Source organism: Caproicibacterium lactatifermentans (genome assembly GCF_013315815.1).
GTDB lineage: Bacteria > Bacillota > Clostridia > Oscillospirales > Acutalibacteraceae > Caproicibacterium > Caproicibacterium lactatifermentans.
Genome location: NZ_CP046051.1, coordinates 1,504,070 through 1,528,210 on the forward strand (window position 1 = coordinate 1,504,070; position 24,141 = coordinate 1,528,210).

Annotated in this window: 30 protein-coding genes and 1 riboswitch; of the genes, 10 read left to right on the top strand and 20 right to left on the bottom strand. The window is 51.3% G+C overall.

The genetic code is table 11. The features are described 5' to 3' along the window. Positions 1 to 124: 124 nt before the first annotated feature. Together GJQ69_RS07390 and GJQ69_RS07395 are read left to right on the top strand one after the other, a co-directional pair. Positions 125 to 562: an RrF2 family transcriptional regulator gene (locus GJQ69_RS07390; protein WP_086035359.1), complete on the top strand. Its 438-nt coding sequence runs from the start codon at positions 125 to 127 to the stop codon at positions 560 to 562. Next, the gene (locus GJQ69_RS07395; RefSeq protein WP_086035358.1) at positions 559 to 966 is read left to right on the top strand and encodes an RrF2 family transcriptional regulator; all 408 of its coding nucleotides are present in this window, start codon (positions 559 to 561) and stop codon (positions 964 to 966) included. Before GJQ69_RS07390 ends, GJQ69_RS07395 begins: the two co-directional genes overlap by 4 nt. Before the next feature lie 71 nt (positions 967 to 1,037). On the opposite strand, the gene GJQ69_RS07400 is transcribed toward GJQ69_RS07395, so the two are convergent. The 7 genes from GJQ69_RS07400 to GJQ69_RS07430 form a co-directional block, all read right to left on the bottom strand. Beyond that, a complete protein-coding gene (locus GJQ69_RS07400) occupies positions 1,038 to 2,222 on the bottom strand; it encodes an iron-containing alcohol dehydrogenase (RefSeq protein ID WP_086035357.1) in 1,185 nt (394 codons plus the stop codon). A 45-nt stretch (positions 2,223 to 2,267) separates the two neighbouring features. After that, positions 2,268 to 3,677: an aminopeptidase gene (locus tag GJQ69_RS07405; RefSeq protein ID WP_086035356.1), complete on the bottom strand. Its 1,410-nt coding sequence runs from the start codon at positions 3,675 to 3,677 to the stop codon at positions 2,268 to 2,270. A gap of 30 nt (positions 3,678 to 3,707) precedes the next feature. Next, entirely contained in the window at positions 3,708 to 4,376 is a 669-nt protein-coding gene (locus GJQ69_RS07410; protein ID WP_157658897.1) for a lytic transglycosylase domain-containing protein, read from the bottom strand. Continuing rightward, entirely contained in the window at positions 4,373 to 4,975 is a 603-nt protein-coding gene (gene coaE, locus GJQ69_RS07415; RefSeq protein ID WP_086035354.1) for a dephospho-CoA kinase, read from the bottom strand. The genes GJQ69_RS07410 and coaE overlap by 4 nt, the downstream gene beginning before the upstream one ends. Then, positions 4,968 to 5,987 (bottom strand): L-threonylcarbamoyladenylate synthase, encoded by a 1,020-nt coding sequence (locus GJQ69_RS07420; RefSeq protein ID WP_086035353.1) that lies wholly within the window; start codon positions 5,985 to 5,987, stop codon positions 4,968 to 4,970. Before GJQ69_RS07420 ends, coaE begins: the two co-directional genes overlap by 8 nt. 34 nt (positions 5,988 to 6,021) lie before the next feature. Next, complete coding sequence (prfA, locus tag GJQ69_RS07425) at positions 6,022 to 7,110, bottom strand: peptide chain release factor 1 (RefSeq protein ID WP_174193407.1); 1,089 nt, start codon at positions 7,108 to 7,110, stop codon at positions 6,022 to 6,024. 78 nt (positions 7,111 to 7,188) lie between these two features. Next, on the bottom strand, positions 7,189 to 7,392 hold the full coding sequence (locus tag GJQ69_RS07430; RefSeq protein WP_086035351.1) for a DUF951 domain-containing protein: 204 nt from the start codon (positions 7,390 to 7,392) through the stop codon (positions 7,189 to 7,191). A gap of 204 nt (positions 7,393 to 7,596) precedes the next feature. Here GJQ69_RS07430 and GJQ69_RS07435 point away from each other — a divergent pair, with 204 nt between their 5' ends. Next, the gene (locus tag GJQ69_RS07435) at positions 7,597 to 8,385 is read left to right on the top strand and encodes a biotin--[acetyl-CoA-carboxylase] ligase (RefSeq protein ID WP_174193408.1); all 789 of its coding nucleotides are present in this window, start codon (positions 7,597 to 7,599) and stop codon (positions 8,383 to 8,385) included. 14 nt (positions 8,386 to 8,399) lie between these two features. Here the strand turns inward: GJQ69_RS07435 and GJQ69_RS07440 are convergent, their stop codons facing one another. Together GJQ69_RS07440 and GJQ69_RS07445 are read right to left on the bottom strand one after the other, a co-directional pair. Beyond that, entirely contained in the window at positions 8,400 to 9,227 is an 828-nt protein-coding gene (locus GJQ69_RS07440) for a mechanosensitive ion channel family protein (RefSeq protein ID WP_174193409.1), read from the bottom strand. Between the two features lie 24 nt (positions 9,228 to 9,251). Then, complete coding sequence (locus GJQ69_RS07445; RefSeq protein WP_086035348.1) at positions 9,252 to 10,469, bottom strand: class I SAM-dependent rRNA methyltransferase; 1,218 nt, start codon at positions 10,467 to 10,469, stop codon at positions 9,252 to 9,254. A 276-nt stretch (positions 10,470 to 10,745) separates the two neighbouring features. On the opposite strand from GJQ69_RS07445, the gene GJQ69_RS07450 reads away from it, so the two are divergent. Further along, a complete protein-coding gene (locus tag GJQ69_RS07450; protein WP_157658896.1) occupies positions 10,746 to 11,513 on the top strand; it encodes an RICIN domain-containing protein in 768 nt (255 codons plus the stop codon). A gap of 95 nt (positions 11,514 to 11,608) precedes the next feature. Then, positions 11,609 to 11,794, top strand: a complete 186-nt coding sequence (locus GJQ69_RS07455) for a hypothetical protein (protein WP_086035346.1) — start codon at positions 11,609 to 11,611, stop codon at positions 11,792 to 11,794. 122 nt (positions 11,795 to 11,916) lie between these two features. On the opposite strand, the gene GJQ69_RS07460 is transcribed toward GJQ69_RS07455, so the two are convergent. After that, a complete protein-coding gene (locus tag GJQ69_RS07460; protein WP_086035345.1) occupies positions 11,917 to 12,180 on the bottom strand; it encodes an AbrB/MazE/SpoVT family DNA-binding domain-containing protein in 264 nt (87 codons plus the stop codon). Positions 12,181 to 12,491: 311 nt separating this feature from the next. Between GJQ69_RS07460 and GJQ69_RS07465 the strand changes: the two genes are divergently transcribed. Together GJQ69_RS07465 and GJQ69_RS07470 are read left to right on the top strand one after the other, a co-directional pair. After that, positions 12,492 to 12,938 carry a nucleoside recognition domain-containing protein gene (locus GJQ69_RS07465; protein WP_236849667.1) on the top strand — a complete coding sequence of 149 codons (447 nt, stop codon included), beginning with the start codon at positions 12,492 to 12,494 and terminating at the stop codon, positions 12,936 to 12,938. Continuing rightward, positions 12,931 to 13,455, top strand: coding sequence for a spore maturation protein (locus GJQ69_RS07470; protein ID WP_086035343.1), 525 nt, complete (start codon positions 12,931 to 12,933; stop codon positions 13,453 to 13,455). Before GJQ69_RS07465 ends, GJQ69_RS07470 begins: the two co-directional genes overlap by 8 nt. A gap of 84 nt (positions 13,456 to 13,539) precedes the next feature. Here GJQ69_RS07470 and GJQ69_RS07475 read toward each other — a convergent pair whose 3' ends face one another. Both GJQ69_RS07475 and GJQ69_RS07480 read right to left on the bottom strand, forming a co-directional pair. Beyond that, entirely contained in the window at positions 13,540 to 14,625 is a 1,086-nt protein-coding gene (locus GJQ69_RS07475) for a M24 family metallopeptidase (protein WP_236849668.1), read from the bottom strand. Positions 14,626 to 14,706: 81 nt separating this feature from the next. Continuing rightward, the gene (locus GJQ69_RS07480; protein WP_086035342.1) at positions 14,707 to 15,546 is read right to left on the bottom strand and encodes a deoxyribonuclease IV; all 840 of its coding nucleotides are present in this window, start codon (positions 15,544 to 15,546) and stop codon (positions 14,707 to 14,709) included. Positions 15,547 to 15,666: 120 nt separating this feature from the next. Here GJQ69_RS07480 and GJQ69_RS07485 point away from each other — a divergent pair, with 120 nt between their 5' ends. From GJQ69_RS07485 to gatB, 3 genes are all read left to right on the top strand, one after another. Next, complete coding sequence (locus GJQ69_RS07485; protein ID WP_086036818.1) at positions 15,667 to 16,500, top strand: tRNA 2-thiocytidine biosynthesis TtcA family protein; 834 nt, start codon at positions 15,667 to 15,669, stop codon at positions 16,498 to 16,500. A gap of 73 nt (positions 16,501 to 16,573) precedes the next feature. Continuing rightward, positions 16,574 to 16,684, top strand: a riboswitch (THF riboswitch). A gap of 83 nt (positions 16,685 to 16,767) precedes the next feature. Continuing rightward, positions 16,768 to 17,349 (top strand): folate family ECF transporter S component, encoded by a 582-nt coding sequence (locus tag GJQ69_RS07490; RefSeq protein WP_174193411.1) that lies wholly within the window; start codon positions 16,768 to 16,770, stop codon positions 17,347 to 17,349. 169 nt (positions 17,350 to 17,518) lie between these two features. After that, positions 17,519 to 18,943, top strand: coding sequence for an Asp-tRNA(Asn)/Glu-tRNA(Gln) amidotransferase subunit GatB (gene gatB, locus GJQ69_RS07495; RefSeq protein WP_086035340.1), 1,425 nt, complete (start codon positions 17,519 to 17,521; stop codon positions 18,941 to 18,943). 131 nt (positions 18,944 to 19,074) lie between these two features. On the opposite strand, the gene sigE is transcribed toward gatB, so the two are convergent. The 8 genes from sigE to GJQ69_RS07530 form a co-directional block, all read right to left on the bottom strand. Further along, the gene (gene sigE / locus GJQ69_RS07500) at positions 19,075 to 19,767 is read right to left on the bottom strand and encodes an RNA polymerase sporulation sigma factor SigE (RefSeq protein WP_086035339.1); all 693 of its coding nucleotides are present in this window, start codon (positions 19,765 to 19,767) and stop codon (positions 19,075 to 19,077) included. After that, positions 19,658 to 20,611: a sigma-E processing peptidase SpoIIGA gene (locus GJQ69_RS07505; RefSeq protein ID WP_236849754.1), complete on the bottom strand. Its 954-nt coding sequence runs from the start codon at positions 20,609 to 20,611 to the stop codon at positions 19,658 to 19,660. Before GJQ69_RS07505 ends, sigE begins: the two co-directional genes overlap by 110 nt. A gap of 62 nt (positions 20,612 to 20,673) precedes the next feature. Then, on the bottom strand, positions 20,674 to 20,910 hold the full coding sequence (locus GJQ69_RS07510; protein WP_174193414.1) for a hypothetical protein: 237 nt from the start codon (positions 20,908 to 20,910) through the stop codon (positions 20,674 to 20,676). Beyond that, positions 20,898 to 21,509, bottom strand: a complete 612-nt coding sequence (locus GJQ69_RS07515) for a GNAT family N-acetyltransferase (protein WP_236849669.1) — start codon at positions 21,507 to 21,509, stop codon at positions 20,898 to 20,900. Before GJQ69_RS07515 ends, GJQ69_RS07510 begins: the two co-directional genes overlap by 13 nt. Before the next feature lie 18 nt (positions 21,510 to 21,527). Further along, complete coding sequence (locus tag GJQ69_RS09805; RefSeq protein WP_338031342.1) at positions 21,528 to 21,653, bottom strand: hypothetical protein; 126 nt, start codon at positions 21,651 to 21,653, stop codon at positions 21,528 to 21,530. Positions 21,654 to 22,152: 499 nt separating this feature from the next. After that, entirely contained in the window at positions 22,153 to 22,326 is a 174-nt protein-coding gene (locus GJQ69_RS07520; RefSeq protein WP_086035336.1) for a heavy metal-binding domain-containing protein, read from the bottom strand. A gap of 52 nt (positions 22,327 to 22,378) precedes the next feature. Next, complete coding sequence (locus GJQ69_RS07525) at positions 22,379 to 22,744, bottom strand: hypothetical protein (RefSeq protein WP_086035335.1); 366 nt, start codon at positions 22,742 to 22,744, stop codon at positions 22,379 to 22,381. 159 nt (positions 22,745 to 22,903) lie between these two features. Continuing rightward, the gene (locus GJQ69_RS07530) at positions 22,904 to 24,136 is read right to left on the bottom strand and encodes an aminopeptidase (protein ID WP_086035334.1); all 1,233 of its coding nucleotides are present in this window, start codon (positions 24,134 to 24,136) and stop codon (positions 22,904 to 22,906) included. Between the last annotated feature and the right edge of the window lie 5 nt (positions 24,137 to 24,141).

Consider the following 24,141-nt stretch of genomic DNA (forward strand, 5'->3'; position numbering starts at 1 on the left):
TGAAAAAGTACAAAACGCTTGCACCCTGCCAAAGAATAGGATATGATTATATATAAGTAATTTACTGTGTTTTCGTCGGATAGTTTAACCCGGCGAACTATCTTTCAAGAAAGAAGGAACCTGATTGAAACTGTCCACCCGCAGCCGCTACGCCCTGGAAGGAATGCTGTACCTTGCCGCCTTTGGTCAAGGAGGCCCTGTGCCGGTTAAGGAAATTTCAGAGGCAACCGGCATTTCTACAGCCTATCTGGAGCAAATCTTCTTCCTGCTGAAAAAAGCTGGCCTTGTTGTGACTATCCGCGGCAGCCGGGGTGGCTTTCTTCCGGCAAAACCGCTGTCCGACATCACCGCCGGCATGGTCGTACGCGCTATAGACGGTGCCATCTGCCCCGTGCGGTGTGTCGCGGACCCGTCCCTGTGCGCTTCCAACCGGATTGCTGTTTGTGCTACCCGCCCGCTCTGGATTCGCGTGGCAAATGCTATTTCGGACACACTGGACGGCATGACACTGGAAAGTCTGAAAAATGGCTTTCTGGCAGAAAGGGAGGTACAAAAGCCGTGAAAATCTCTACAAAAGGCCGATATGGCCTGCGGGCCATGTTGGAATTGGTCCGTGCAAATGGGAAGCTGGTTTCCCTCTCTGCTATCGCCCAGCAGGAAAGTCTGTCACTGAACTATCTGGAAAGTATTTTTTCACAGATGAAGCACGCGCGGCTGGTTTGCAGTGCAACCGGTGCACAGGGCGGCTACCGGCTGGCACAGCCCGCCGACCAAATCAGCGCTTTTGATGTGCTAAGCTCGCTGGAAGGCGACCTTTCCGTCACGGAGGAAGGACCAAACATGCCGCCTATCCGTCAGTACTTAACCAAAAACGTCTGGGATGTTATCGACCAGAAAGTAGAAGTTATTCTAAAAAGCACTTCCCTAAAAGATTTACTCGACGCACAACAGAAGAAGCAGGACTAAAAACCTCTGCACAGAAAATAATCTGTGCAGAGGTTTTTTAACGAACAGTATAAACGGAATCTATCAAAAAATCAATAATTTGCGTTCTGATAAATCTCATGCGCCGCAGGGATATCCAATTTGCAGAACGTCCCTACCGTGCGTTTTCCGCTGTACATACAGCTGTCTGCCATCTGGTGCAGAACGGCATCCGGCTGAATGCCGACTCCCTGCAGCTCGGAAAAGCAGGTTGGCATTCCCAAAAACCGGAAGAACCGAATCGTCAGTGCAATTCCAGAACGGGACTTTTCCTCGTCGGAGCCATTATGAACGCCCCACACATTTTCCGCATAGCGGGCAAAGCGCTGCGGCGCACTGGGTGATGCGTAGTTGGCCCAAGAATCCCATACAGCGGACAAACTTGCCCCATGGGCAATGTCAAACTTGGCACTCAGTTCATGGCCCAGCTGGTGAACAGAAAAGTCCTTTTCGTTGCCGAGTCCCGTCAGACCGTTGTGTGAAATGCTGCCGCACCACATCAGTTCGCTCATGGCATCATAGTCGTGCGGATGGCAGTGTGCAATCTGCCCGTTGCGGATAATAATCCGCATAACCGCTTCGGCAATCTCATCCGTCAGCTGATTGTTGCAGTCAACGGTAAAGTAGCGGTCCAGCGTGTGCATCAGCATATCTGTAATGCCGCAGGAAAGCTGGAACGGCGGCAGCGTATATGTAAGTTCCGGATTCAGCACGGCAAACCGCGGGCGGTTAAAGTCTGTACTCAGCCCGCGCTTGCGTTTGCTTTCCTCATCCGTCAAAACAGCGGAGTCACTGGTTTCACTGCCGGAGGCCGGAATAGTCAGAACGACACCGACTGGAGCAGCGCCCGTAACCGGCGCTTTTTTACACCAATAATCCCAAATATCCCTGCTGTCGTCCGCAAGACCGATTGCTACAGCCTTAGCAGTATCTATGACACTGCCGCCGCCAACAGCCAAAATAAAGTCAGCACCAAAAGTCTGTGCACGTTTCACAGCTTCCCGTGCAAATGAAAGGCGGGGGTTTGGCTGCACGCCTCCCATCATCTCATAGGGAAGATCTGCTTCACGCAGGTTGTCCTTCATACGTCCAATTAGTCCGCTGTGGACCGCGCTGCCGCCGCCGTAAATCAGGAAAACGCGGCTGCCGCCAAATTTTTTGATTTCCTGCGCTGTTTTCTGCTCTGTACTTTTGCCAAAAACGACTTCCGTCGGGCAGTGAAATTCAAAGCTCTGCATCCTGGCCATCCTCCATTTTTCCGCACAAGTATGATTTCCTGTATCTTACTCTGCATCAAAGAATACTTTCATGGCCTGATAAGTCATATACTCATCCAGCTTGCTGACAACCTCGAAAGGAGAGTGCATGGAAAGCACTGGTACGCCCACATCAATGACATCCACATTCATGTTGGCAATATACATAGCAACCGTTCCGCCGCCGCCGGCATCCACCTTGCCCATTTCGCCAATCTGCCACAGAACCTCATTTTTATCAAACAGGCGGCGAATGTCGGAAACAAATTCCGCACCGGCATCGCTGGTGTCGTACTTGCCGGCCGCACCGGTGTACTTGCACACGCCTACGCCATTGTTCAGGTAAGTGGAGTTGTTTGTGTCGTAAACGTCAGCATAATTGGGGTCGAAGGCTGCTGTAACATCCGCGGAAAGGCAGTGGGACTTTGCCAGCACATGGCGAACCTTTACGCCTTCCGAATCGGCAAGGTCCTCAATAAAGTCACGCAGGAAATGAGACTGCATACCGGTATTGCCCATACTGCCAATCTCTTCACGGTCCGCAAAAACGGTGATGTTGGTCTTCACTGGCTTCTTCACTTTGACAGCGGCCATCAGTTCTGCATAGGCACAGGAGCGGTCGTCCTGACCGTAAGCGCCTACCAGCGCACGGTCAAAGCCGATATCGCACGGGCGATATGCCGGTACAAAGACAATATCCGCCGAAACAAAATCTTCCTCAGTAATGCCGAACTGTTCATTCAGCAGGCGCATGGTATTCAGCTTGAAAACGTCCTTGCCCTCTTCGTCCCGTACCGGGCGACTGCCGATAAGGACATTCAGCTTTTCACCCTCAATCGCCTTGCCCAGTGTCTTGGCTTGCTGTGCCCGTGCCAGATGTGGCAGCAGGTCGCTGATTGTGAACAGCGGGTCACCGGGCTTTTCGCCGACACACACGTCCACCATTGTGCCGTCCTTGCGGCAGATACGGCCGTGCATAGCCAGCGGAATGGTCGTCCACTGGTATTTTTTCAGGCCGCCGTAATAATGTGTTTTCAGCTGGACAAGGTCGTTGTCCTCAAAAAGCGGATGGGGTTTCAGGTCCAGGCGCGGGCAGTCAATATGGGCTGCCTCTATGCGCACACCGTTTTTGCAGCCCTCTGTGCCAATGGTGGCAAGCAGCAAAGACTTGCCGCGGTTGTCCACATACACACGGTCGCCCGGTGCATAAGTTTTATCTGCATCATACGGAACGAAGCCCGCTTCCTGTGCAATTTTGCATGCACTGGCTGCGGCTTCCCGTTCGGTCTTGGAATTCTGAAGGAATTCCTTGTAGCCCTCACAGAAGGTATCCGCTTTCTTGACCTTTGCGTCATTTACGGAGAAATAACCATTTTTGCGGTTGACCAGCAGTTTTTCTGTTAATGCCTTGGTTTCTGTCTCATTCTTTTTAGCCATATTAAATGTCCTCCATTTCCTATTAAAAGCCTATCTGTGGCTGGATGTGCCACCGGAACCATTCGTATAATAGAGCCTTTTATATTGAAAATAATAGTCTGTCACTTTTTGTGTGTATTTGCTGGTTTCCGCAAATGGAATGCTGTCCAGCGTTTTGCCGTTAGAGGACAAGCTTTCATTTTTCAGCCAGCCGCTCACATTTCCCATGCCGGCATTATATGCCGCCAGCGCAGTTGTGCGGTTCGGATATTTTTTCAGCAGAATGGAAAGGTACTTGCAGCCAAAATGAATGTTTATCTGCGGATTGTACAAATCCTCCTGCGTATATATTTTTCCGCCGCTGGAGGCGGTCCCGTCATCTTCCGAAAGCCACGAAAAGGTGTCCGGCATCAGCTGCATCAGGCCTATGGCACCAGTAGAAGATACTGCCTTCGGGTCGAAGTTGCTCTCCTGCTTAATCACCGCATAAATCAGTGCTGACTCCAAATGGTAGTTTGACGCTTCCTTTTCCACGTATTCCGCATAGCCGCGTGGGCAGGAGGAAAGCTCCAGTTTATGCCGGGAACGCTGAATTATGACGGTACACAGACACAAAAGAACCGCTGAAGCGGCAACGACGGCAATAATAATCAGAATGCGGTTTCGCAGACGGGCTGAGCGCTCTCTGCGGGAGCTAACTGGTGTTCTTATCCGATTCATATACATTTACCTAACCAGTCCTGCAGTTTTTGGGCTGCCAGAGCTGGAATCTGTTCTGCCGGTGCAGAACCGTCCAGAATCTCATCTGCATGCTGCTGGAAAAAGTGGTCATCATGCTGAGAAGCCATGCGCCGCTCCGCCTCCGCTTTGGTAATACCATCACGCCCCTGAATCCGCGCAAGCCGCAGCTCCCGCGGTGCCAAAACAGCAGCGGTCATGCTGCACAGGGTGTCCAGCTTGCCTTCAAAAAGCAGCGGTGCATCAATAATGATAGCCGGCAGGTTAAGCTGCTTATAATGCCGCATTAGCCGGTCAATATCGGCGCCGATTGCCGGGTGCGTAACGGCATTCAGCCTTTTTACAGACTGTGCGTCCACAAAAGCGCGCGCGGCCAGTAGGCGGTGATTCAGGACGCCGTCCTTAACCACGTCCGCACCGAATTCTTTCTGCAGCGCCTGCTGTACTTTGGGTTCTTCCGTAACCTGTCCTGCCAGTGCGTCACAGTCAATAACCGCACAGCCAAGCGCACGGAACGCGGCCGTCCAGGTCGATTTTCCTGCACCTGTCGGGCCGGTCAGACCAATGACGCAGTCAGTCAAGGTGAATCACCTCGAACCCTGCCGCACGAATTAAGCGGTTATAAACAGCCAGTCCAACGCCCTTTGGCGCCGGACAGCGGGCATAAACTGTGGTGGCACCGCGCTCATCGAAACTGCGCAGGGCATCAAACAGTTCATGTGCCTTTGCACTGTCATTGGTACGGCTGCCATAACAGATAGCCGGTACTTTCAGCGACGCGTCATCACCGTCATAGCACAAAGCCATAACGCCAGGCGCCGCATGTGCATTGACATACCGAATATACTGTTCATCATTTCCGTCCAGGATAATGACATCTGCCTTCGGTGAATAATGTTTGTACTTCATTCCCGGAGAAGCCGCACGTACACCGGGTTTCAGCGGATGCAGAACAGCATCGTCCATATCCACCGTTCCCAAAACGCTTCTCAGCTGCTCCAGCGTGATGCCGCCCGGACGCAGCAAACGCGGCGGATTTGTTGCCAGTGTAATGACTGTGCTCTCCACACCGACACCACAGGAACCGCCGTCCAGTACCGCGTCAATTTTGCCGCCGAGGTCGTGCAGAACGTGCTGTGCAGTTGTTGGGCTAGGCCGGCCGGAAGTGTTGGCCGAGGGTGCCGCCAATGGCAGACCGCTTTCCCGAATCAGCCGCTGGGCAGCCGGGTGGGATGGGAACCGGATGGCGACTGTCGGCATTCCGGCACTGACAGTATCCGGAATACAGTCGGCTTTCGGTAAAACCATGGTCATAGGGCCCGGCCAAAATACCTCCGCCAGTTTTTTGGCGGCGGGGGGCACTTCTTTTACCAAATCATAAATCTGTTCAAACTTTGCGATATGGACAATCAGCGGATTATCCGCCGGACGTCCTTTCGCTGCGAAAATCTTTGTGACAGCTGTGCTGTCCAGCGCATTCGCCGCCAAGCCGTAGACTGTTTCCGTAGGCATGCCGACCAACCCGCCGGCCCGCAGAATTTCCGCGGCACGGGCAAAGCCCTTATCATCTGCCTGTAAGGATTCTGTCTGCAAGCAAATTCCTTCTTTCCTGATAAAATCATAATTGTTATATAGAGCCCGATTCCTGCTCCATTGTTATTTTCATCTGCTGTGCACGGTCCGCCGCAATCAGCGGGTCAATAATCTGGTCCAGTGCACCATTCAACACGTCCTCCAGCCGGTAAAGCGTCAAACCAATACGATGGTCCGTCACCCTACCCTGTGGATAATTATAGGTGCGGATGCGCTCGCTGCGGTCACCGGTGCCCACCTGGCTGCGGCGCTCTGATGCAATCGCGTCATCGTGCTTCTGCTGTTTTATATGCAGCAGACGGCTGCGCAGGACACGCATGGCTTTGTCCTTGTTTTTATACTGGCTGCGTTCGTCCTGACACTCTACGACCATGCCTGTCGGCAGATGCGTTATACGAATAGCAGAACTGGTTTTATTGATGTGCTGACCGCCGGCTCCGCTGGAACGGAACGTGTCAATCTGCAGGTCTTTGGGGTCTATTTTCAGTTCCACTTCGTCCGCTTCCGGCAGCACGGCAACGGTGGCAGTGGAGGTGTGAATTCGGCCCTGCGCCTCGGTTTCCGGCACACGCTGTACACGGTGCACACCGCTTTCATACTTCAGGCGGGACCATGCGCCCTGCCCGGTTACCATAGAGCTGATCTCCTTGTAGCCGCCCAGTTCTGTTTCGTTTAGGTTTAGCGTTTCCGTTTTCCAGCCGCGGTTTTGCGCATACATGGTATACATACGGTACAGGACGGCCGAAAAAAGCGCCGCCTCTTCCCCGCCGGCACCGCCGCGAATCTCAACAATGACATTTTTCTCATCATTGGGGTCCTTAGGCAGCAGCAGAATTTTAATTTCTTCCGTCAGCCGGTCAAGGTCCTGTTCGGCTTCTTTCAACTGCTGGAAGGCAAGACCGTGCAGGTCCCGGCTGGCGCTGTCCGTCAGGATTTCCTGTGCTTCCTGCTTCGCCTTTTGTGCCCGCAGAAAGCGGCGATAATGCGTCACCAGCGGTTCCAGCTCGCTGTACTCTTTCATCAGCTGTGCATACAGGTTTTGGTCCGCTGCCACAGTTGGGTCGCACAGACGCACATTCAGTTCTTCCAGCCGCTTTGTAAAAACGGCAAGGTTTTCAAACATACACGAAGTCTCTCCTTTGAGCAAGATGCTGGTCAACGGAAAAAACAGCCCCTGCCGCGTGAAAAATGAAAAGTCGTTTCAGCTGTGGGGTTGTTTCTCTACAGAAGCATGTGTGATTTTTCGTATGTTTTTCTCACATTTCCGCCGCGGCAGCATAACTTCATGCCCGCAGCCGGTACAGCGAATTTTGAAGTCCATGCCGACACGCAGCACCAGAAAAGTGCTGCAGCCACACGGATGCGGCTTTTTCATCAGCAGGAGGTCACCAGGACGAACATCCATAGCTGCCGCTTCCTTTCAAAATACATATATTGTTAGTATATCATTCGTATCTATTAGAAACAACAGGTTTTTTCAATTTTTCTGAATTTTAGGGCGCAGATGTCTTGCTCTTTGTCTCTCTTTTGTCTAATATGAGATACAGAAACGTAAAGTTTTCACAATGCGTACCGCACGCACAAAAATGCAGAAAGGAACCTAAAAAATATGAGTACAGATATTTCTTTGACACCGCAGGCTGTCCGTCAGGGCCTATGTACACATACACTCGGGCAAACGGTCCGCTGCCTGCAAACCACGGTTTCAACCAATGAGGACGTAAAAGAAGCAGCTCGGTCCGGTGCTCCGGACGGCATGGTTGTCACGGCAGAACACCAGACCGGCGGAAAGGGACGACTCGGCCGCAGCTGGGACAGCCCCCAAAACGGCGGCCTGTACTTTACCATTTTGCTGCGCGGGGCACATCTGCCGCAGGCGGTCACTATGGTCCCCCTGTTGAGCGGATTCGCCGTATGCACCGCTTTGCGGAAGTCATTTTCCGCCGACGCCCGCATCAAATGGCCAAATGATGTTGTCATCGGCAGCCGCAAAGTCTGCGGTATTTTATGTGAGGGCGGCACGGATGCTTCCGGCAGCTCATGGGCCATTTCCGGTATCGGCGTGAATGTAAACAATCCGGCGTTTCCGCCGGAACTGCAAAAGCGTGCTACTTCCCTGTTGCTTGAAACCGGCCAACAGTACACACGCTGTGCAGTGCTGCAGCGAATCCTGGAAAAAATGGAGCCTTTGCTGGAAAGCGGCTCTCTGCCGGAAAGCTATGCCCCGCTCTGCGTTTCTCTGGGTCGGCAGGTCTCTTATTTCCGGGGAAAGCAAAAATACACTGGCACTGCCTGCAGCATTACACCGGCAGGAGAGCTGCTGGTACGTTTGCCGGACGGTCAAACAGAAACGGTCAATTCCGGTGAAGTCACGGTACAGGGCATTTACGGCGAATAAACAAATACCTCGGTTCAGCCCGCCTGTTTGGGGGAATCTTCTGCAGGAAGATGCACATCTACCTGCGGGAATGGAATGTGATAGCCGTGCTCATCAAACGCAAGCTTCACTTTTTCCTGCACCGCATAGTACACATCCCAGTAGTCCTCCGTTTTACACCAGAAATGTGCGGTCAGCAGCAACGCGCTTTTCTCGTGTTTGTTGACCGCCACCAGCGGTGCTGGAACTTTCAGCACGCGGCTGTCTTCCTCTGCGATTTGCAGGAGCAGTGCTTTGGCTCCCGCCAAGTCATCGCTGTAGCTGATGCCGAAATCAAAGTCCACCCGCCGCTTGTCCATCGCCGTATAATTTGTAACGACACTGTCACACAGCCGGGCATTGGGAAACACAATTTCTTTATTGTCAAAAGTACGCAGCGTTGTAAACATCAGCTCCATACGCTCCACGGTACCCTCCACGCCCTCTGCCGCAATGTAGTCACCGGCATGGAACGGCTTTGTAAAAAGCATTTGTACGCCGCAGGCAATATTCGCCATATTATTCTTCATGGCAAGGCTGACGCCAAGTCCCAACGCACTGAATGCCCCAATAATGGCACCGGTGTTTAGGCCCAGGGAGGACAGCGCCATAATAATAACGATAATCCGCACGGTTACTTTCACCGTTGAGGAAAGGAAGGAAACAACCGCACTATCCCGCTGCGCACGCTGAAGCATCTTCACGCAGATATGCCGTACTACCCCGCTGAGCCACCAGCCGATTCCAAAAACGAGCGCTGCTTCCAACAGACGCGGCAGAAAAGAAAGCATATTCGTACCAATCAGATGAAACAGATTTGTCATGGTAAAATTCCTCCCGCCATCACCTTATACGACCTGGAATAAATAGAATTTCAGGTAGTCTGTTTCGGGCACATTCCACAGTACCGGATGGTCCGGTGCCTGCTGGCGTGCTTCAATCTGCCGGAGGGCAACACCGGCGTCTGCCGCAGCATCGTGCAGCATTCGGCGGAAAAGGGAGTCCGTCATAAAGTGGGAACAGGAGCAGGTGGCAAGATAGCCGCCGCGTGGAAGCAGCCGCATGGCCCGCAGGTTGATTTCCTTATATCCACGGGAAGCGGAACGGACTGTTTTTCTGCTCTTCGTAAAGGCCGGCGGGTCTAAAATAATAAAGTCATATTTCTTTGGCTGCAAAGACGGCAGCAGGTCAAACACATTGGCCTGCTCGCAGTCAATGATCGTTTCCATTCCATTGCGGCAAATGTTTTCTTTTGTCATGGCAACAGCGTCCGCGCTGATATCCACAGCATGAACATGGGCAGCACCGCCCTTGGCAGCATTCAGGGCAAAGGAACCGGTATGCGTAAAGCAGTCCAGTACTGTTCTGCCTTTTGCCAGCTGCGCAACAGCCCGCCGGTTATACTTTTGGTCGAGGAAAAAGCCGGTCTTCTGTCCATTTTCAAAATCGACCAAATAGCGAATGCCATTCTCTGTAATCTCCGTGACCGTACTTTCCGGCATCGGAACGCCTGGCAACTGATAAAAGCCTTTTCCCTGCTGCATTCCTTCCAGCTCCCGGATTGCCACATCGTTTCGCTCATAAATGCCATCTATTCTTTGTCCGTCCTGTGTCAGCACTTCATACAGTGCCTGAAACAGCATGGGTTTCAAGCGCTCAATTCCCAGCGAAAGCGTCTGCGTCACCAAGATATTGTGAAAGCGGTCCACCGTCAGTCCCGGAAACTGGTCCGCTTCCCCGAAAATGATACGACAGCAGTCGGCGTCCGGCCCCATAACCGTTTTCCGGTAATCCCACGCATACTGAATACGCCGTTTAAAAAATGCTGCGTCAAAGGTGTCGTTTGCATTGCGCGAAATCAGCCGTACCCGAATTTTGCTGTGGCTGTTATAAAAGCCTGTTCCCATGTATCTGTCCTTTGTGGAAAGGACATCTGTCAGGGTCCCATCCTGCGGTGCCTGCCCAATTGGTGTGACCTCTGTATCATAAATCCACGGGTGCCCACCGACAATAGAATCCTCTGCTTTTTTTGTCACGGTTACCTGTGGAAAATCTCTATTTTTCATGGTATATCTCCTTTTTCTATACGGCGGCATAAAAACCAGCTGCCGTGGCCTGTCCATCCTGCAAAAATACCGCCCTGTTATGATAACGGATAACGCCGGAAATTGCAACAAAAAGCATAGCTTTCTTTTCCGGTATTGCCATTAAATCGCTGTTTTTCCGGCAGAATGTTGACTTCAATACCACAAATGTTATAATAAATAAAAGGACCGCTGCAAGTAAAAAACAGGATGGAATATTCGCATAATTTACCTATGAGGAAAAGGAGCGTTTGTTTGATGGCAGCAAAAAAAACCGCAACCGAAAAGTTCTCTTCTAAAAATAGTTTTTATCAGATTCTTTCCCGCCAGTGCGGCAACGCAGTCAGCGTAGAAGGCCGCAATGAGGGCAACGGCACGCTGCTTACCATGGACGTCCCTGACCAGAAAGCAAAAGAACAAGAGTGGAAGATTGTTCCTGCTGCGGGTGGCTTCTGCCGCATTCAAAATGTTGCTACTGGCTGTTGCCTGGATTTAATCGAGGGCGGTACAGAAAACGGCACATGGCTGCACCAGTGGGAAACATGTGACACAGACACACAGCTGTGGAAACTGGAACCCGCTTCCGACGGGTTTTATAAAATCATCTCTAAAGCAGCTGGACGGTGCGTAGATATTGTAGATATTTCCAGTGAAGCGGGTGCCCACCTGCAGATTTGGGAACAGGTCAGCGGCGAAAATCAGGAATGGAAATTGTCGGAAATTCCTATGGCCAGTGAAACAAAAAAAGCAAGAAAGCACCGCGGCACTTCCCGCAAAGCGACAAAAGCCAAAAAGCCCGCAGCAAAACCGGCAGAAACAACCACTGTAAAAACAGAAAAGCCTGCTGTTGCGGCAACTTCACTTTCCTCTATCAAATCTTTCATTGAGGAAACGCCTGCCGTTGCACGGACTGCTTTCCCCGTTGTAAAAGAAGGGCCAAAAACAATGATTAAACCGGAGGAACCGAAAAAGGCGCAGGCCACAGCTCCCCATGCGGAAAAAGAAAACAAAAAAAACAATAAATAAAAAATGCAGCAATCTTTTTGCCGCAGACAAAACCGTCTGCGGCATTTTTATATTTTCATTCATTTGCGGGAATACTTTCTGCGGGGGTGATAAATATGGAAAATCAAAATAAAACGTACCGCGATATGTTTACGCTCATGCGGGAGGAACCGCAGGCAAAAGCCTACTTTGAAAATCTTCCCCACACGGTGCGGGAACAGATGAGTACACGCGCTTTTCGGGTGAATTCGTTCGATAGTATGCAGAGTTACGCAGAAAATTTGACACGCGGAGACCACTAAATCAAAAAAATGACCACTACACCGGAATTTCCGGCGGCAGTGGTCATTTTTTCTTCATGCACAAAGTATAATCGTTCAAAGTGTCATCTGCTGCATAGCCCATACAGCAGATGTTTTGGGATTCAGTCGTCGTCTTCTTCTAAACGGCGTGCCAGTTTTTCCATGCAGTGATGGCAGACGTTGTGTCCCTTATACGTGATAATGCCGTCCATCCCGTTGCAGAAAATGCAGGCAGGCTGATATTTGCGAAGAATAATTTCGCCACTTTCGCCGACAAAGATTTCCAGTGGATCCTTTTCCTTAATATCTAATGCTTTCCGCAGTTCCTTTGGCAGCACAATACGGCCCAGTTCATCTACCTTACGCATAATTCCTGTTGATTTCATTGTAAACTTCCTTTCTGTTTGTAAAAAACGGTTCAATTAATAAATGGATTACCCTTCTTTCATAAGAGTAGTTGATTCGACAAAAAAAGTCAATATTAACATTTGAATTTTTTGTGAACGTTAGAATAATTTTCTTTATATTTTTGTATACATGATAAAAGGGGGAGATGAAAATGCTTAATTGGATATGGGTCGGAATGCTCTTTGCCAGTTTTATTTGTGCACTCTGCACAGGAAGAGTCCCTCAACTTTCTGATGCTATTTTAAGCGGCGCTGGAAATGCAGTTAAACTTTGTCTGGAAACAATGGGGATGATGTGTTTCTGGACTGGACTGATGTATGCCGCGGAACAGGGCGGCCTTACCCGCCTACTTGCGAAGGTGCTTTCTCCCTTGCTGCGCTGTCTTTTCCCAAAACTGAAACGCAGCAGTTCCGCGCTGGGCGCTATTTGTATGAACTTGACCGCTAACCTTCTGGGACTCGGCAACGCCGCCACCCCTCTTGGCCTTGCCGCCATGCAGGAACTGAAAAAAGAAAGCCAAACACCCGCCGGCACAGCTGACAATGCAATGGTCCTATTTGTCGTTCTGAATACCGCTTCCCTGCAGCTGGTTCCCACCTTTCTGGCTACTCTGCGCAGCAAATACGGGGCGGCCCAGCCATTTGACATTCTGCCGGTCATCTGGATTACTTCCGTATGTGCACTTTTGACGGCTGTAACCGCGGCGAAGCTGATGGAGAGGCGTTTCTGTGGATAAGCTAGGAACTTACGTCCTTCCGATATCCGTAGTCTGTTTGGTCGCGTTCTGTGTCCTGCGAAAAGTGCCCGTCTTTGATTCCTTTGTATGCGGCGCAAAGCAGGGGCTAAAAACTGCGGTTGGCATTCTGCCTACTTTAATTGGATTGATAACCGGTATTACGATGCTGCAGGCTTCCGGTGCACTGGACTTGCTGGCAAAAGCGCTGGCACCGTTGACATGCCGCATTGGCCTGCCATCGGCGGTGGTGCCGCTGATTCTGATGAAGCCGGTTTCCGGCAGCGGCTCTACCGCTGTGCTGACTCAAATTCTGCAGCAGTATGGTGCCGACAGCTTGACTGGACGCATTGCCGCGGCGCTTGCTGGCAGCACAGAAACCGCTTTCTATTGTATTGCTGTATACTACGGAAGCATTGGCATCAAAAAGACACGGCACACCCTGCCGGCGGCGCTTTTAGGGGACTTGGCCGCCTGTCTTGTGGCGCCGCTTGCTGTCCACCTTGTCTTTTACGCATAAAAAACAGGCTGGACGCTTTCCCCATTCTAAAGAAAGGCCCTGCCCATTCTATAAAAAGCGGCTTATAAACGCCTTGTCTGATTTTTATTTGCAGAGGACCTGCAGGTCCTTTGTGTAATGATTCAGTACCTCACAGCCGTCTGGTGTTACCAGCACAAGGTCCTCAATCCGCACACCCATCTTCCCGGGCAGATAAATGCCCGGTTCCACGGAGAAAACCATGCCGGCCTGCGCGAGCATTTGACAGGAAGCGCCGTTGTCCGGCGGTTCATGGCAGTCAATACCAAGGCCGTGTCCAAGCCGGTGGGTAAAGTACGGCCCATAACCCGCGTCCTCAATAACCTGACGCGCAGTGCGGTCGATGTCACACATCATAACACCGGGACGAATCATTGCTTCCGCCGCTAAATTCGCCTTTAAAACGGTTTCATAAATGCGGCGGTCCCCGTCACTGATTTCTTTAAAGAAAACGGTTCGCGTCATATCACACCAATAACGCTGAATGGGAATATAAATATCAAACACCATAGAATCGCCGCGCTTGACCAGTGTATTATCCGGAGAATGGTGCGGGTCCGCGCAGTTCGGCCCAAACGAAGTAATCATGCCCTCCGTTGCGCGGTCTGCGCCATGCAAAGCAAACTGATGCTCCACAAAAGCGGCCATTTCTTTTTCAACGGCCCCTTCGCGGACAGCTTTTAAAGATGCTTCCATTACTTCATCATTGATACGAGAAGCACTGCGCAGTGCTTTAATTTCTTTTTCATCCTTCAACATACGGGCTTCATCCACCGGGGCGCTGCCAAGTTTCGGCGTTACGTCCGGGCGCTGCTTCATCAGGCTAAGCAGATGACAGCTGGGCCAGCTCTTGTCCACACCCAGCACACCGGAGCGAACAACCTTTGCAAGGTCTGTAAGCGGGTCGTCTGCATCCGTATGTATATACAGCGGCACATCTCCGCCAGGCGTCAGACCAAACAGCGCATTGCCGAACAGTGCGCACTCGCCGTTGTCCCGGATGTATAGGACGAGCAGGCGTTCCATTGGCTCTATCCATAGGCCAGTCAAATAGTAGACCGATGCCGTAGAAGATACCAAAATCTGCGGCAGACCGCGCCGCTTCATGTTTTCCGTAACCGCCTTCAGCCGCTTTTGATGAATTTTAATCATGCCTATCCTTCTTCCCCATACTCAAATGGTACTTTTCAAGTATACAACGAACCAACAATTTGTAAAGATGAAAATGCTTTTTTATTCTTTTTTCGCATACACTGCTGCCCGCAGCAGTGCAATTTCTTTTCCGTGCCCTGCTGTGTCCTGCGGCGTTTCCAAAATAAACGGCAGACCACACAGCGCCGGGTGCGTTAGCACACGCACCAGTGCCGCAAGCCCCAAGGAACCGTTGCCGATTGATTCGTGGCGGTCCTTATGACTTGCATAAGGGTTCTTGCTGTCATTCAAATGAACTGCTTTCAGCCGCTGCAGACCAATGACACGGTCAAAGGTTTCCAGTACACCGTCCAAATCATTGACAATGTCATATCCGGCGTCATATACATGGCAAGTGTCCAGACAAACACCGACCTTGTCCGTCAGCTGAACCCCATCCAAAATGGCACGCAGTTCCTCGAAGCTGCGGCCTACTTCTGTCCCTTTTCCGGCCATGGTTTCCAGCAGAACGGTCGTGTGCTGTTCGGGTGTCAGCACCGTATTGAGTACCCCTGTAATTTTTTGAATACCGGTTTCCACCCCCTGCCCCACATGGCTGCCGGGGTGAAAATTATAGTAGTTGCCCGGCAGGTATTCCATGCGGCTCAGGTCGTCCTTCATCGCGCGGAACGCAAAATCCCGCACCTCCGGCTTTGCCGCACAGGCGTTCATGGTATAGGGCGCGTGCGCAACGATTGGCCCAAAGTGGTTTTCCTGCAGAAAACTGCACAATGCCGCTGCGTCCTGCGGGTCCAGTGTTTTGGCCTTCCCGCCGCGTGGATTGCGGGTAAAAAACTGAAATGTGTTCGCACCAACGGAGAGCGCCTCTTTTCCCATGTGCAGAAAACCGGCTGAGGCGGATACATGCATACCCAAAAACATATGATTTTCTTCCTTTCCTGAAAATGCCGCAGAGAGTTGCGGGACAGCGGCAAAAAAGATACAATAGACAATAATCAATAGTATATACTGTTATTATAGAAATTTACAGGGATGATTGCAATGGAGAAATATCAGGAAGTGGAACGCAGCATCATTAAAAAATACCGCAAACCCATCTGGAACCGCTTTATCGGCGGTATCAAGGACTATGAGCTGATAAAACCCGGTGACAAAATCGCCGTATGTATTTCCGGCGGTAAAGACAGCGTCCTGCTGGCCTGCTGTATGCAGCATCTTATAAAGTATACGGAAATTCCGTTTTCCCTGCAGTTCATTGCCATGGACCCAGGGTATAATCCGCAAAACCGTGCACTGCTGCTTTCCAACTGTCAGCTGCTGCACATTCCGGTAAAGGTCTATGACAGCGACATTTTCCGTGTAACGGCCGGCGAAGAAAAATCGCCCTGCTATTTGTGCGCGCGTATGCGGCGCGGCTACCTGTACCGATATGCACAGGACCTGGGGTGCAATAAAATTGCACTGGGGCATCATTTTGATGATGTGATAGAAACCATCCTGATGAGTATGCTGTATGGCGCAGAAATGCGCACCATGATGCCCAAACTGCACAGTAAAAACTTTGCCGGCATGGAGCTTATCCGCCCACTGTACTACGTGCGGGAACGTGACATTCTGGCATGGAAGCGTTACAACGGCCTGCAGTTTTTACAGTGTTCCTGCCGTTTCACCGAAGAGGGCGCCCATAAACCAAACGGCGGCGGAAAGCGTGCCCAGGTGAAGGCACTGATTGCTGCCCTGCGTGCGGACAACCCTCAGGTGGACACCAATATTTTCCGCAGCGCACAGGGCGTTAATCTAGAAACCGTGCTCAGCTGGCGGCGCGGCAGCACTGCCCGTAACTTTTTAGATGACTATGACGGCTGCAAAAAATGAATTGGTTTTGCAAGAACTTGCATTTTTTTGCCGGCAGGTTTATAATATTGGCATAAAATAAAACATGTAGCAAAGCAGAGTAGGAATTTATGCGTAAAGTGCCCGCCGAACGGGGAGTTGTCGGCAGGACGAAAAGCAGGGGCTGCATTCCCCGCTTGCGGTATAGGTTTCGCATCCCGCTGCTGCATTTCCTCCGGATATGCAGCACCTGATAGGGGTACCAATTTAGTGCCCTTTCTGCGTGTGCTGCCAACTGGAGGTATTTTTATGCAAAAGCGTACTGCCTTTCTGTCGTTGTTCCGTGATTCCGCCGCAGAACTGAAAAAGCTGCCGTCCTTGGTAACTGCGGCACTGCTGCTGGCACTGCAGGTTGTGCTGGCCGGGTACAGCATCGATGTGCTTCCTTTCCTGCGCATCAGCTTTTCCTACCTTGCCAGCGCGGTGACCGGTATGCTTTTTGGCCCGACCGTCGCCATGCTGTCCGCCGCGGCGGGAGATATCCTGGGTTACTGTGTGCACCCAAGCGGCGTATACTTTCCACCGTATATGCTGACCGCCATGTTCAGCGGCTGCCTGTACGGCATTTTCCTGTACCACAGCCCCATACGTCTTTCCCGTGTCATCGCCTCCAAATCACTGGTCACGGTTTTTAGCAATCTATTGATGAACACGCTGTGGAATTCCATGGTATATGGCAAATCTTTTTTTGCCATTCTGCCCATCCGTATTGTGAAGAATCTAGTCCTTTTGCCGGTGGAGATCGCTCTGCTCTTCGTTGTTTGCAAAGCCGCACAAAAAGTGTACAACACGGCTTTTCTGCGGTGTGGCATTTCACCGCGGAAAGGCTGAAACGGTCAAAAAAGGACGAGCACTGTCCGTTTTGTCACTTTGCTGTGCAAAAGCGTTGACATCAGCCGGGGGTTGCGGTATGCTAAATGGAAACGGCTGCTTTTCGCGTATCTATGCAAAAGCGGAAGCATCTTTAGCAAAAGACAGGACCAGGAGGTAAATAAACAGAATGAGTAACTATGAACTGGTAGCCGGATTAGAAACACACGTGGAACTGGCCACCAAAACGAAAATTTTCTGCAGCTGCACAACTGAATTCGGCGGTGAGCCAAATACCCACTGCTGCCCTGTGTGCATTGGTCTGCCTGGCTCCCTGCCCAAGCTGAATAAAAAAGTAGTGGAATACGCCATTATGGCGGGACTTGCCACACACTGCGACATTGCAGAAGTCAGCAAAATGGACCGTAAAAACTACGTCTATCCCGACCTGTCGAAAGCCTACCAAATTTCGCAATATGATATGCCGCTGTGCACCAACGGCTACATTCAACTTTCCAATGGGCGGAAAGTGCGTATTACCCGTATTCACATTGAAGAAGACGCCGGCAAGCTGGTTCACTCCCGTGGAAACACCTATGTAGACTACAATCGTGGCGGTGTTCCGCTGATTGAGATTGTCAGTGAACCGGACATTCGCTCACCGGAAGAAGCCAAAGAATATGTGGAAAAAATGCAGTTTCTTATGCGCTATATCGGTGTTTCCGACTGCAAAATGGAAGAAGGTTCTATGCGCTGTGACGTAAATATTTCCGTACGCCCACAGGGCAGCAGTCAGCTGGGCACCCGCACCGAGATTAAAAACATGAACAGCATCAGCTTCATCACCAAAGCAATGGCATATGAATATGACCGCCAGTGTGACCTGCTGGACAGCGGCGAAAAAGTAGTGCAGGAAACGCGCCGGTACAATGAGGCGGACGAATGCACCGAAAGTATGCGCGGCAAAGAGGATGCACAGGACTACCGGTATTTTCCGGAACCAGACCTGCCGACCATTCATGTTTCACACAAATCCGTGGAAAGGCTGCGGAAATCTTTACCAGAAGACCCGCGGGAACGCGCAGAACGCTGGGAAAACCAGTACGGCATCAGCGATACAGACTCACAGCAGCTCATGCGCTACCGCAGTGTTGCAGATTATTTTGACAAAGCAGCCGCTGGTCTGGAAAATGGAAAAGCCGCTGCCTCCTGCATTTTGGGGCAGATGTTCCGCCGTATGGAAACCGAAGCGGATAAAGAAGCTTTCGCTGTCACGGTTCCGCCGGAAAACCTCAATGCCCTGCTAAAGCTGCTGGATGCTGGCAAGCTGCGGATGAATCTGGTAAAATCCACACTGGAAAAGATGCTGGATACCGGCAAACCCCTGTCCGCTTTCTTGACGGAAAAGGACCTCGCCGGCATTGATGACAAGCAGCTGGATGCATTGTGCCATGAAGCACTGCAGGAAAATCCGAAAGCCGCAGAGGACTACCGAGCTGGAAAAGAAAAAGCCGTTAAATCACTGGTCGGTTATGTAATGAAATCTACCCGTGGACGTGCAGACGCACAAAAAACAGAAGCGCTGCTGAAACAGCTGATTGCTGCCGAAGCATAAAACAGAATAAAGACAGGCAATTCCGTCCGCTGACAGCCGTACGCACTGCCGGACAAACGGGATTGCCTGTCTTTTTATATATAAATATCTTCACACTTTTTCAGGGACCGTTCTGCATTTGTTTTGTTTGGTCACCCCGCTTTCTCAAGGTCATGCCGCAGCCGGGCAATAATTCGCTTTTCCAGCCGAGATATGTAAGACTGCGAAATGCCAAGTGCGTCCGCCACCTGTTTCTGCGTATGCTCTTTTTGGGAGTTCAGCCCGAAACGCATTTCCATAATCCGCCGCTCCCGCGGAGGCAGCGCATACACCGCCTCCAGCAACATGCGGCGGTCATTCTCGGTCTCGATGCCGGAACTGACTGTATCGCTGTCGCTGCCCAATACATCGGCCAGCAAAAGTTCATTGCCGTCCCAGTCGACATTCAGCGGGTCATCTATGGAAATCTCGTTTTTCAGCTGGCTGGATTTGCGCAGATACATAAGAATTTCATTTTCGATGCAGCGGGAAGCATAAGTCGCAAGCTTAATTTTCTTTTCCGGCCGGAACGTGTTCACTGCTTTAATCAGCCCGATGGTGCCGATGGAAATGAGGTCCTCAGCCCCCGCCCCCGGCGACTCGAACTTTTTGGCGATATAAACGACCAAACGCAGATTGTGTGTAATCAGCGGTTCCCGAGCATTGGGTACATCTGCCGCCATTTCTTCATAAACTTTAGCTTCTTCCTCTTTGGTGAGCGGCGGCGGCAGTGTTTCCGGTCCGTTTATGTAGTGGACGGGCGCGGCGAAGAGATGCAGAAGCCATTGCTTCAGTTTTTCCAGCATATCCAGTTTCCTTTCTTTGTATTCTGGTGTTTCTGCTGTCTGTTTCCACGTCCTGCAGTAAAGACGGCGGAACCAGTGCCTGATATTCACCTCCGGCAAGTTTACCTTTTGTGCAGGCTATGTAGCACTCTGCACGGCAAAAACCACCCTCTGGGAAAACCAGTGTACAGTCCTCCGCCCGCCATGCACGCAGCAGTCCCTCCCCGCCAACGGAAGTATACGGCACCGCACGCGGCGGGTCGTCTGGCAGGGGCAGCAGGACCTGCTCCTCCGCTACAATCACGGGCAACCCTGAAAATGGCTCTGTCAGTGCGCTGCCGGTGTCTATCCGTGCGGAAAAGCTAACCTCTCGACCGCCAAGTTTTGCGTGCACCTGACACACTGTATGGCGAAGCGGTCCTCTTCCTGCAGCGCGCTGCACCAATCGCAGAATAAAATAACTTATCAGCGTCAGTACAATCAGCAGCAGCGGCGGCACATAAAAATAAATGACGCTGTTCTTTACAAACAGCCCGCCGGGCGCCACAAAATACCACACTGCCAGCAAAATACCTGCCAGCGCAAAGCTAAAAAGGAAGAAGGTTAGTACCCGCCGGAAAAATGCGGCGAATCCGCCAAAGCCGAACGCTGCCAATGTAATAGGCAGCGACAACCCCAGCCGGAGGAGCAGCTCTTCTGCCGGAGCAAGCGGCGGAAGAAGAATCATCAGGGAACCGCCGGACCCAATGAGCGCGCCCAGCAGCAGCCGATACCGGCGTACGCTGATGTGCAGGAATTTAGCCGTCAAAAGGAGCAAAAAATAATCGATAAATAAGTTGACTGCCAGCAGCACATCCACATACACCGTCTGCAACAAACTCACCTCCCATTGACATGTATTATAATCAACGATAGACCGAAAATTTGTCAAAGCACAGTCCCGACGAGCGGAATTTTTCGGCCTGCCGGTTTGTTTGCCGCCGTGCCGGCCAGCATCTGTCTCCTTAAACGCAAAAACAGCCCGCCTAAAAAGGTGGGCTGTTTTGAGAAAACAAAGCCGGACAATAAAAATCTCCAACTGGCCACGCATCCAATTCCGTTGGCATCATATGAGATTTTTACGCCAAAAGTAGAAAAAAGATTCCGTTGTTTTATGTGGTCCACTGCCCCGGCAGCTTCCGTTTTTCCAGATACGGAAACAGACGGTCGTACTGGTCTACTTCCCACTGCGGCAGATGGCTGTATACGTCCGGTTCATGGAACTGACCACTGATACCCTTCAGTCCGTCGGAGACGAGTTCGATCCCTTGAAATGCCGGAAAATTTTTGCCGTCCGGCGTGGTAATACCGAAATGGTCGCAGGTTATAAACCCATGTTTGGGGTAATACTCTGGTTCCCCGTATATCAGGATTGCCTTCCAACCAGCCTGCCGGGCAAGGTCCATTGTTGTTTCCAGCAGTTGGCTGCCGACTCCCTGCTTTTGAAAGGACGGTTCCACCGCCAACGGGCCAAAAGTCAGCACTTCGGTCCGCTCATCACCATTTTGTACAAAAGCACGGGCATAATAAATCGCGCCGACAACCTGTCCGTTGCTTTCCGCCACCCGGCTTAAAAGCGGCAGATAGGCTGCATCCCGGCGCAGCTTATGCACCAAATAATGCTCACTGCATCCCGGTACATGCAGGTTCCAGAACGCTTTCTTTGTCATGTACTCCGCTGCATACCGGTCATCCGGCTTTTCTCTGCGAATAATTAAATTCAACTGTATATCCTCCTGTAATCATTCATCTGCCAGCCGATATTCAACGCCGACTTCGGTCATAATGTAGTGCGGCTTACCGGGATTTTTCTTGATTTTCCGCTGCAGGCCCGCCATCAGTGCACGCATCGCCTCATTGTCCAGCATCTCCCTGCGAATTTGTTTATCCGGCCGGACCTGCGCACAAAGGTTTTGTCCAGTATGCCTTCCTTATCAAAGCACAAAAAAGCTGTCTTGCAAGAAAAGGCGCGAATGAAATGTGCCGCGACGCCTAGTCCGCGCAGTTCTTGGCGCCCGTCAGGCAGCGGGTCAAATTGTGCGGCGCAAGTGGAGAAACAGGCTGCCAGCTTCACCGCCAGCAGATAGACAATTACAATGTTCGTTTCCGGGAATCCGAGAAAGCGGAAAAAACAGCCGGTTCCTGAAGCCGCTGCAATCATCCCAATCATCACCGCAAACTGCAGAAAGTGCCTTTGCTGTTTGGTCCTTTTCACAGGCGACCGTGCCCGTTTCAATTTCCTTTATTATATTTCATTACCCAAGAAGAAACAAGCGTGCAGTGCGGTCTTTCGCCGAAGAATATAAAAGGAAGGGAGCATCCCCTTTCCGGGGATACTCCCAAAAGCAGGAACGAACCTAAAACAAATTACGCTTTTACTTTAACGGCCGTACCGTAGACAATCACTCCCGCCGCTCCCTGCATAATTGAAGAAGTCGCATAGCGAATATTGACAATCGCGTCGGCCCCCATCTTTTCGGCTCGCCACCCACCAATGTTTTTGCACCGAATGGTGGAGTCCTTCACAATGCCCAGCATCATACTTGTGCACTGCCTTACTATATAGAATGTAGAACAAATATATGCTCCGCCGTCACGGCAAAAACCACATGAGCAGAAACAAAGCCACCAGTAAAACGCAAATGCAGATCGTCGCAGCGCGGTGAACCATCAGCCAGCGGTTGCCCAACTTTTTGGAAAAGATGTGACTGAAAAAAGTTGCCAGCACACACAGAAACAATAAAATTCCAAGCAGAAAGGACACAGCCGGCCGCTGTCCCGCAAGGTGCCACGCACAAATACCGTGTGCGATGGAAAACGCCAGCAAAAGCAGGCTGGAAACCACATGAATTTTGCCCGCGGCAGCATCTAAGCGGGGAAGTGGCAGACGTTTGGTGAGAAATTTAGCAGCCGTCACCAAAAAAGCGGCCAGTGTCAATATTCCTAAACAGTCTGTCATTTGTTACCTGCTTTCTATGAAACCTGCCGTAATTCATTTTAGAATACCGTATATTCCGCCGGTTGTCAAACTTTCATGCCCTTTTACACAGAAAAAGCGGCCTCTCCGCTGCCCTTTTGCTGCAGAGAAGCTGCTGACTGTCCCCTATTATATAAATGTTTAGAAAGCCCAGCCGCCGTCACGGAAGACCGGAACTTCTGTGCCGTCCGCCGTAATGCCTGTAACAGAAAGGTCGGGCGTCCCCAGCATAAAGTCCACATGCATGCTGGAATTGTTAATGCCATGCTGGATAAGCTCTTCTTTGGACATATTCAAACCGCCCTGAATGCACTCCGGAAAGCCCAAGCCAATCGCAAAATGGCAGGAAGCATTCTCATCGAACAGTGTGTTGTAGAACAGCACACCCATTTCAGAGATGGGCGACTGTTTCGGAATCAGGGAGCACTCACCGAACATTTTGGCACCATCGTCTGCGGCGATGATTTCCTTCAGCGTATCCTCACCTTTTGCGGCGGAACAGCTGATAATGCGCCCATCCTTCAGTGTCAGACTGAAATCATCAATCAGCACACCTTGATAGCTCAGCGGCAGTGCGCTGTGCACCGTACCGTTCACACGGGTGCGGTCCGGGGAAGTGAAAATCTCCTCGGTCGGCATATTGGGATAGAACGCAACGCCGTCCACTGTTTTGGAGCCGCCGCCCTCCCAAATATGATTCTTCGGCAGACCGACCGTAATATCCGTACCAATGCTGTTGTGATACACCAGCCGGTCAAACTGCTTCTCATTCAGGAACGCACAGCACTTCTCGAAACTCCTGCGGTGTTCCTGCCATGCGGCGACCGGGTCCGGCGTATCCACATAAGCGGCGTGAAAAATGGCTTTCCACAGTTTATCCATTGCCATGACCGTGGAGCAGCGCGGGAAAACGCGCTTTGCCCACGATGGCGACGCCGCACCAACAATGCACCAAACATTGTGGCCAAAGTCCATCCCATCATAAAACGCTTTTGCGCCCAAATGGGCCGCCTTGCTGTAAGCCAGAAGCTTTTTTGAGTCCACGCCGGACAGTGCCTGCGGGTCGGAACTTAAAATGGAAAGGATTGCCGCGCCGCGTTCCGCCATGCTGTTCTGCAGCTGCGCACGCCACTTCGGGAAATTTTCAAGGCATTCCATCGGCGCGTTCTCAAAGCGCAGACGCGTCAGCTTGTCGTCCGCCCACTCAACAGTTACATCTTTGGCACCGACACAGTAAGCTTCTTCCGCAACCAGACGCACCAGCGGCGCCGCCTCCAGGGAAGCATTAATAAACAGCTCCTGCCCCTTTTGCAGATTGCAGCCGCCGCAGACAATGAGATGTGCGTACTTTTTTAGGTCTTCCTGTAAATTCATAAATG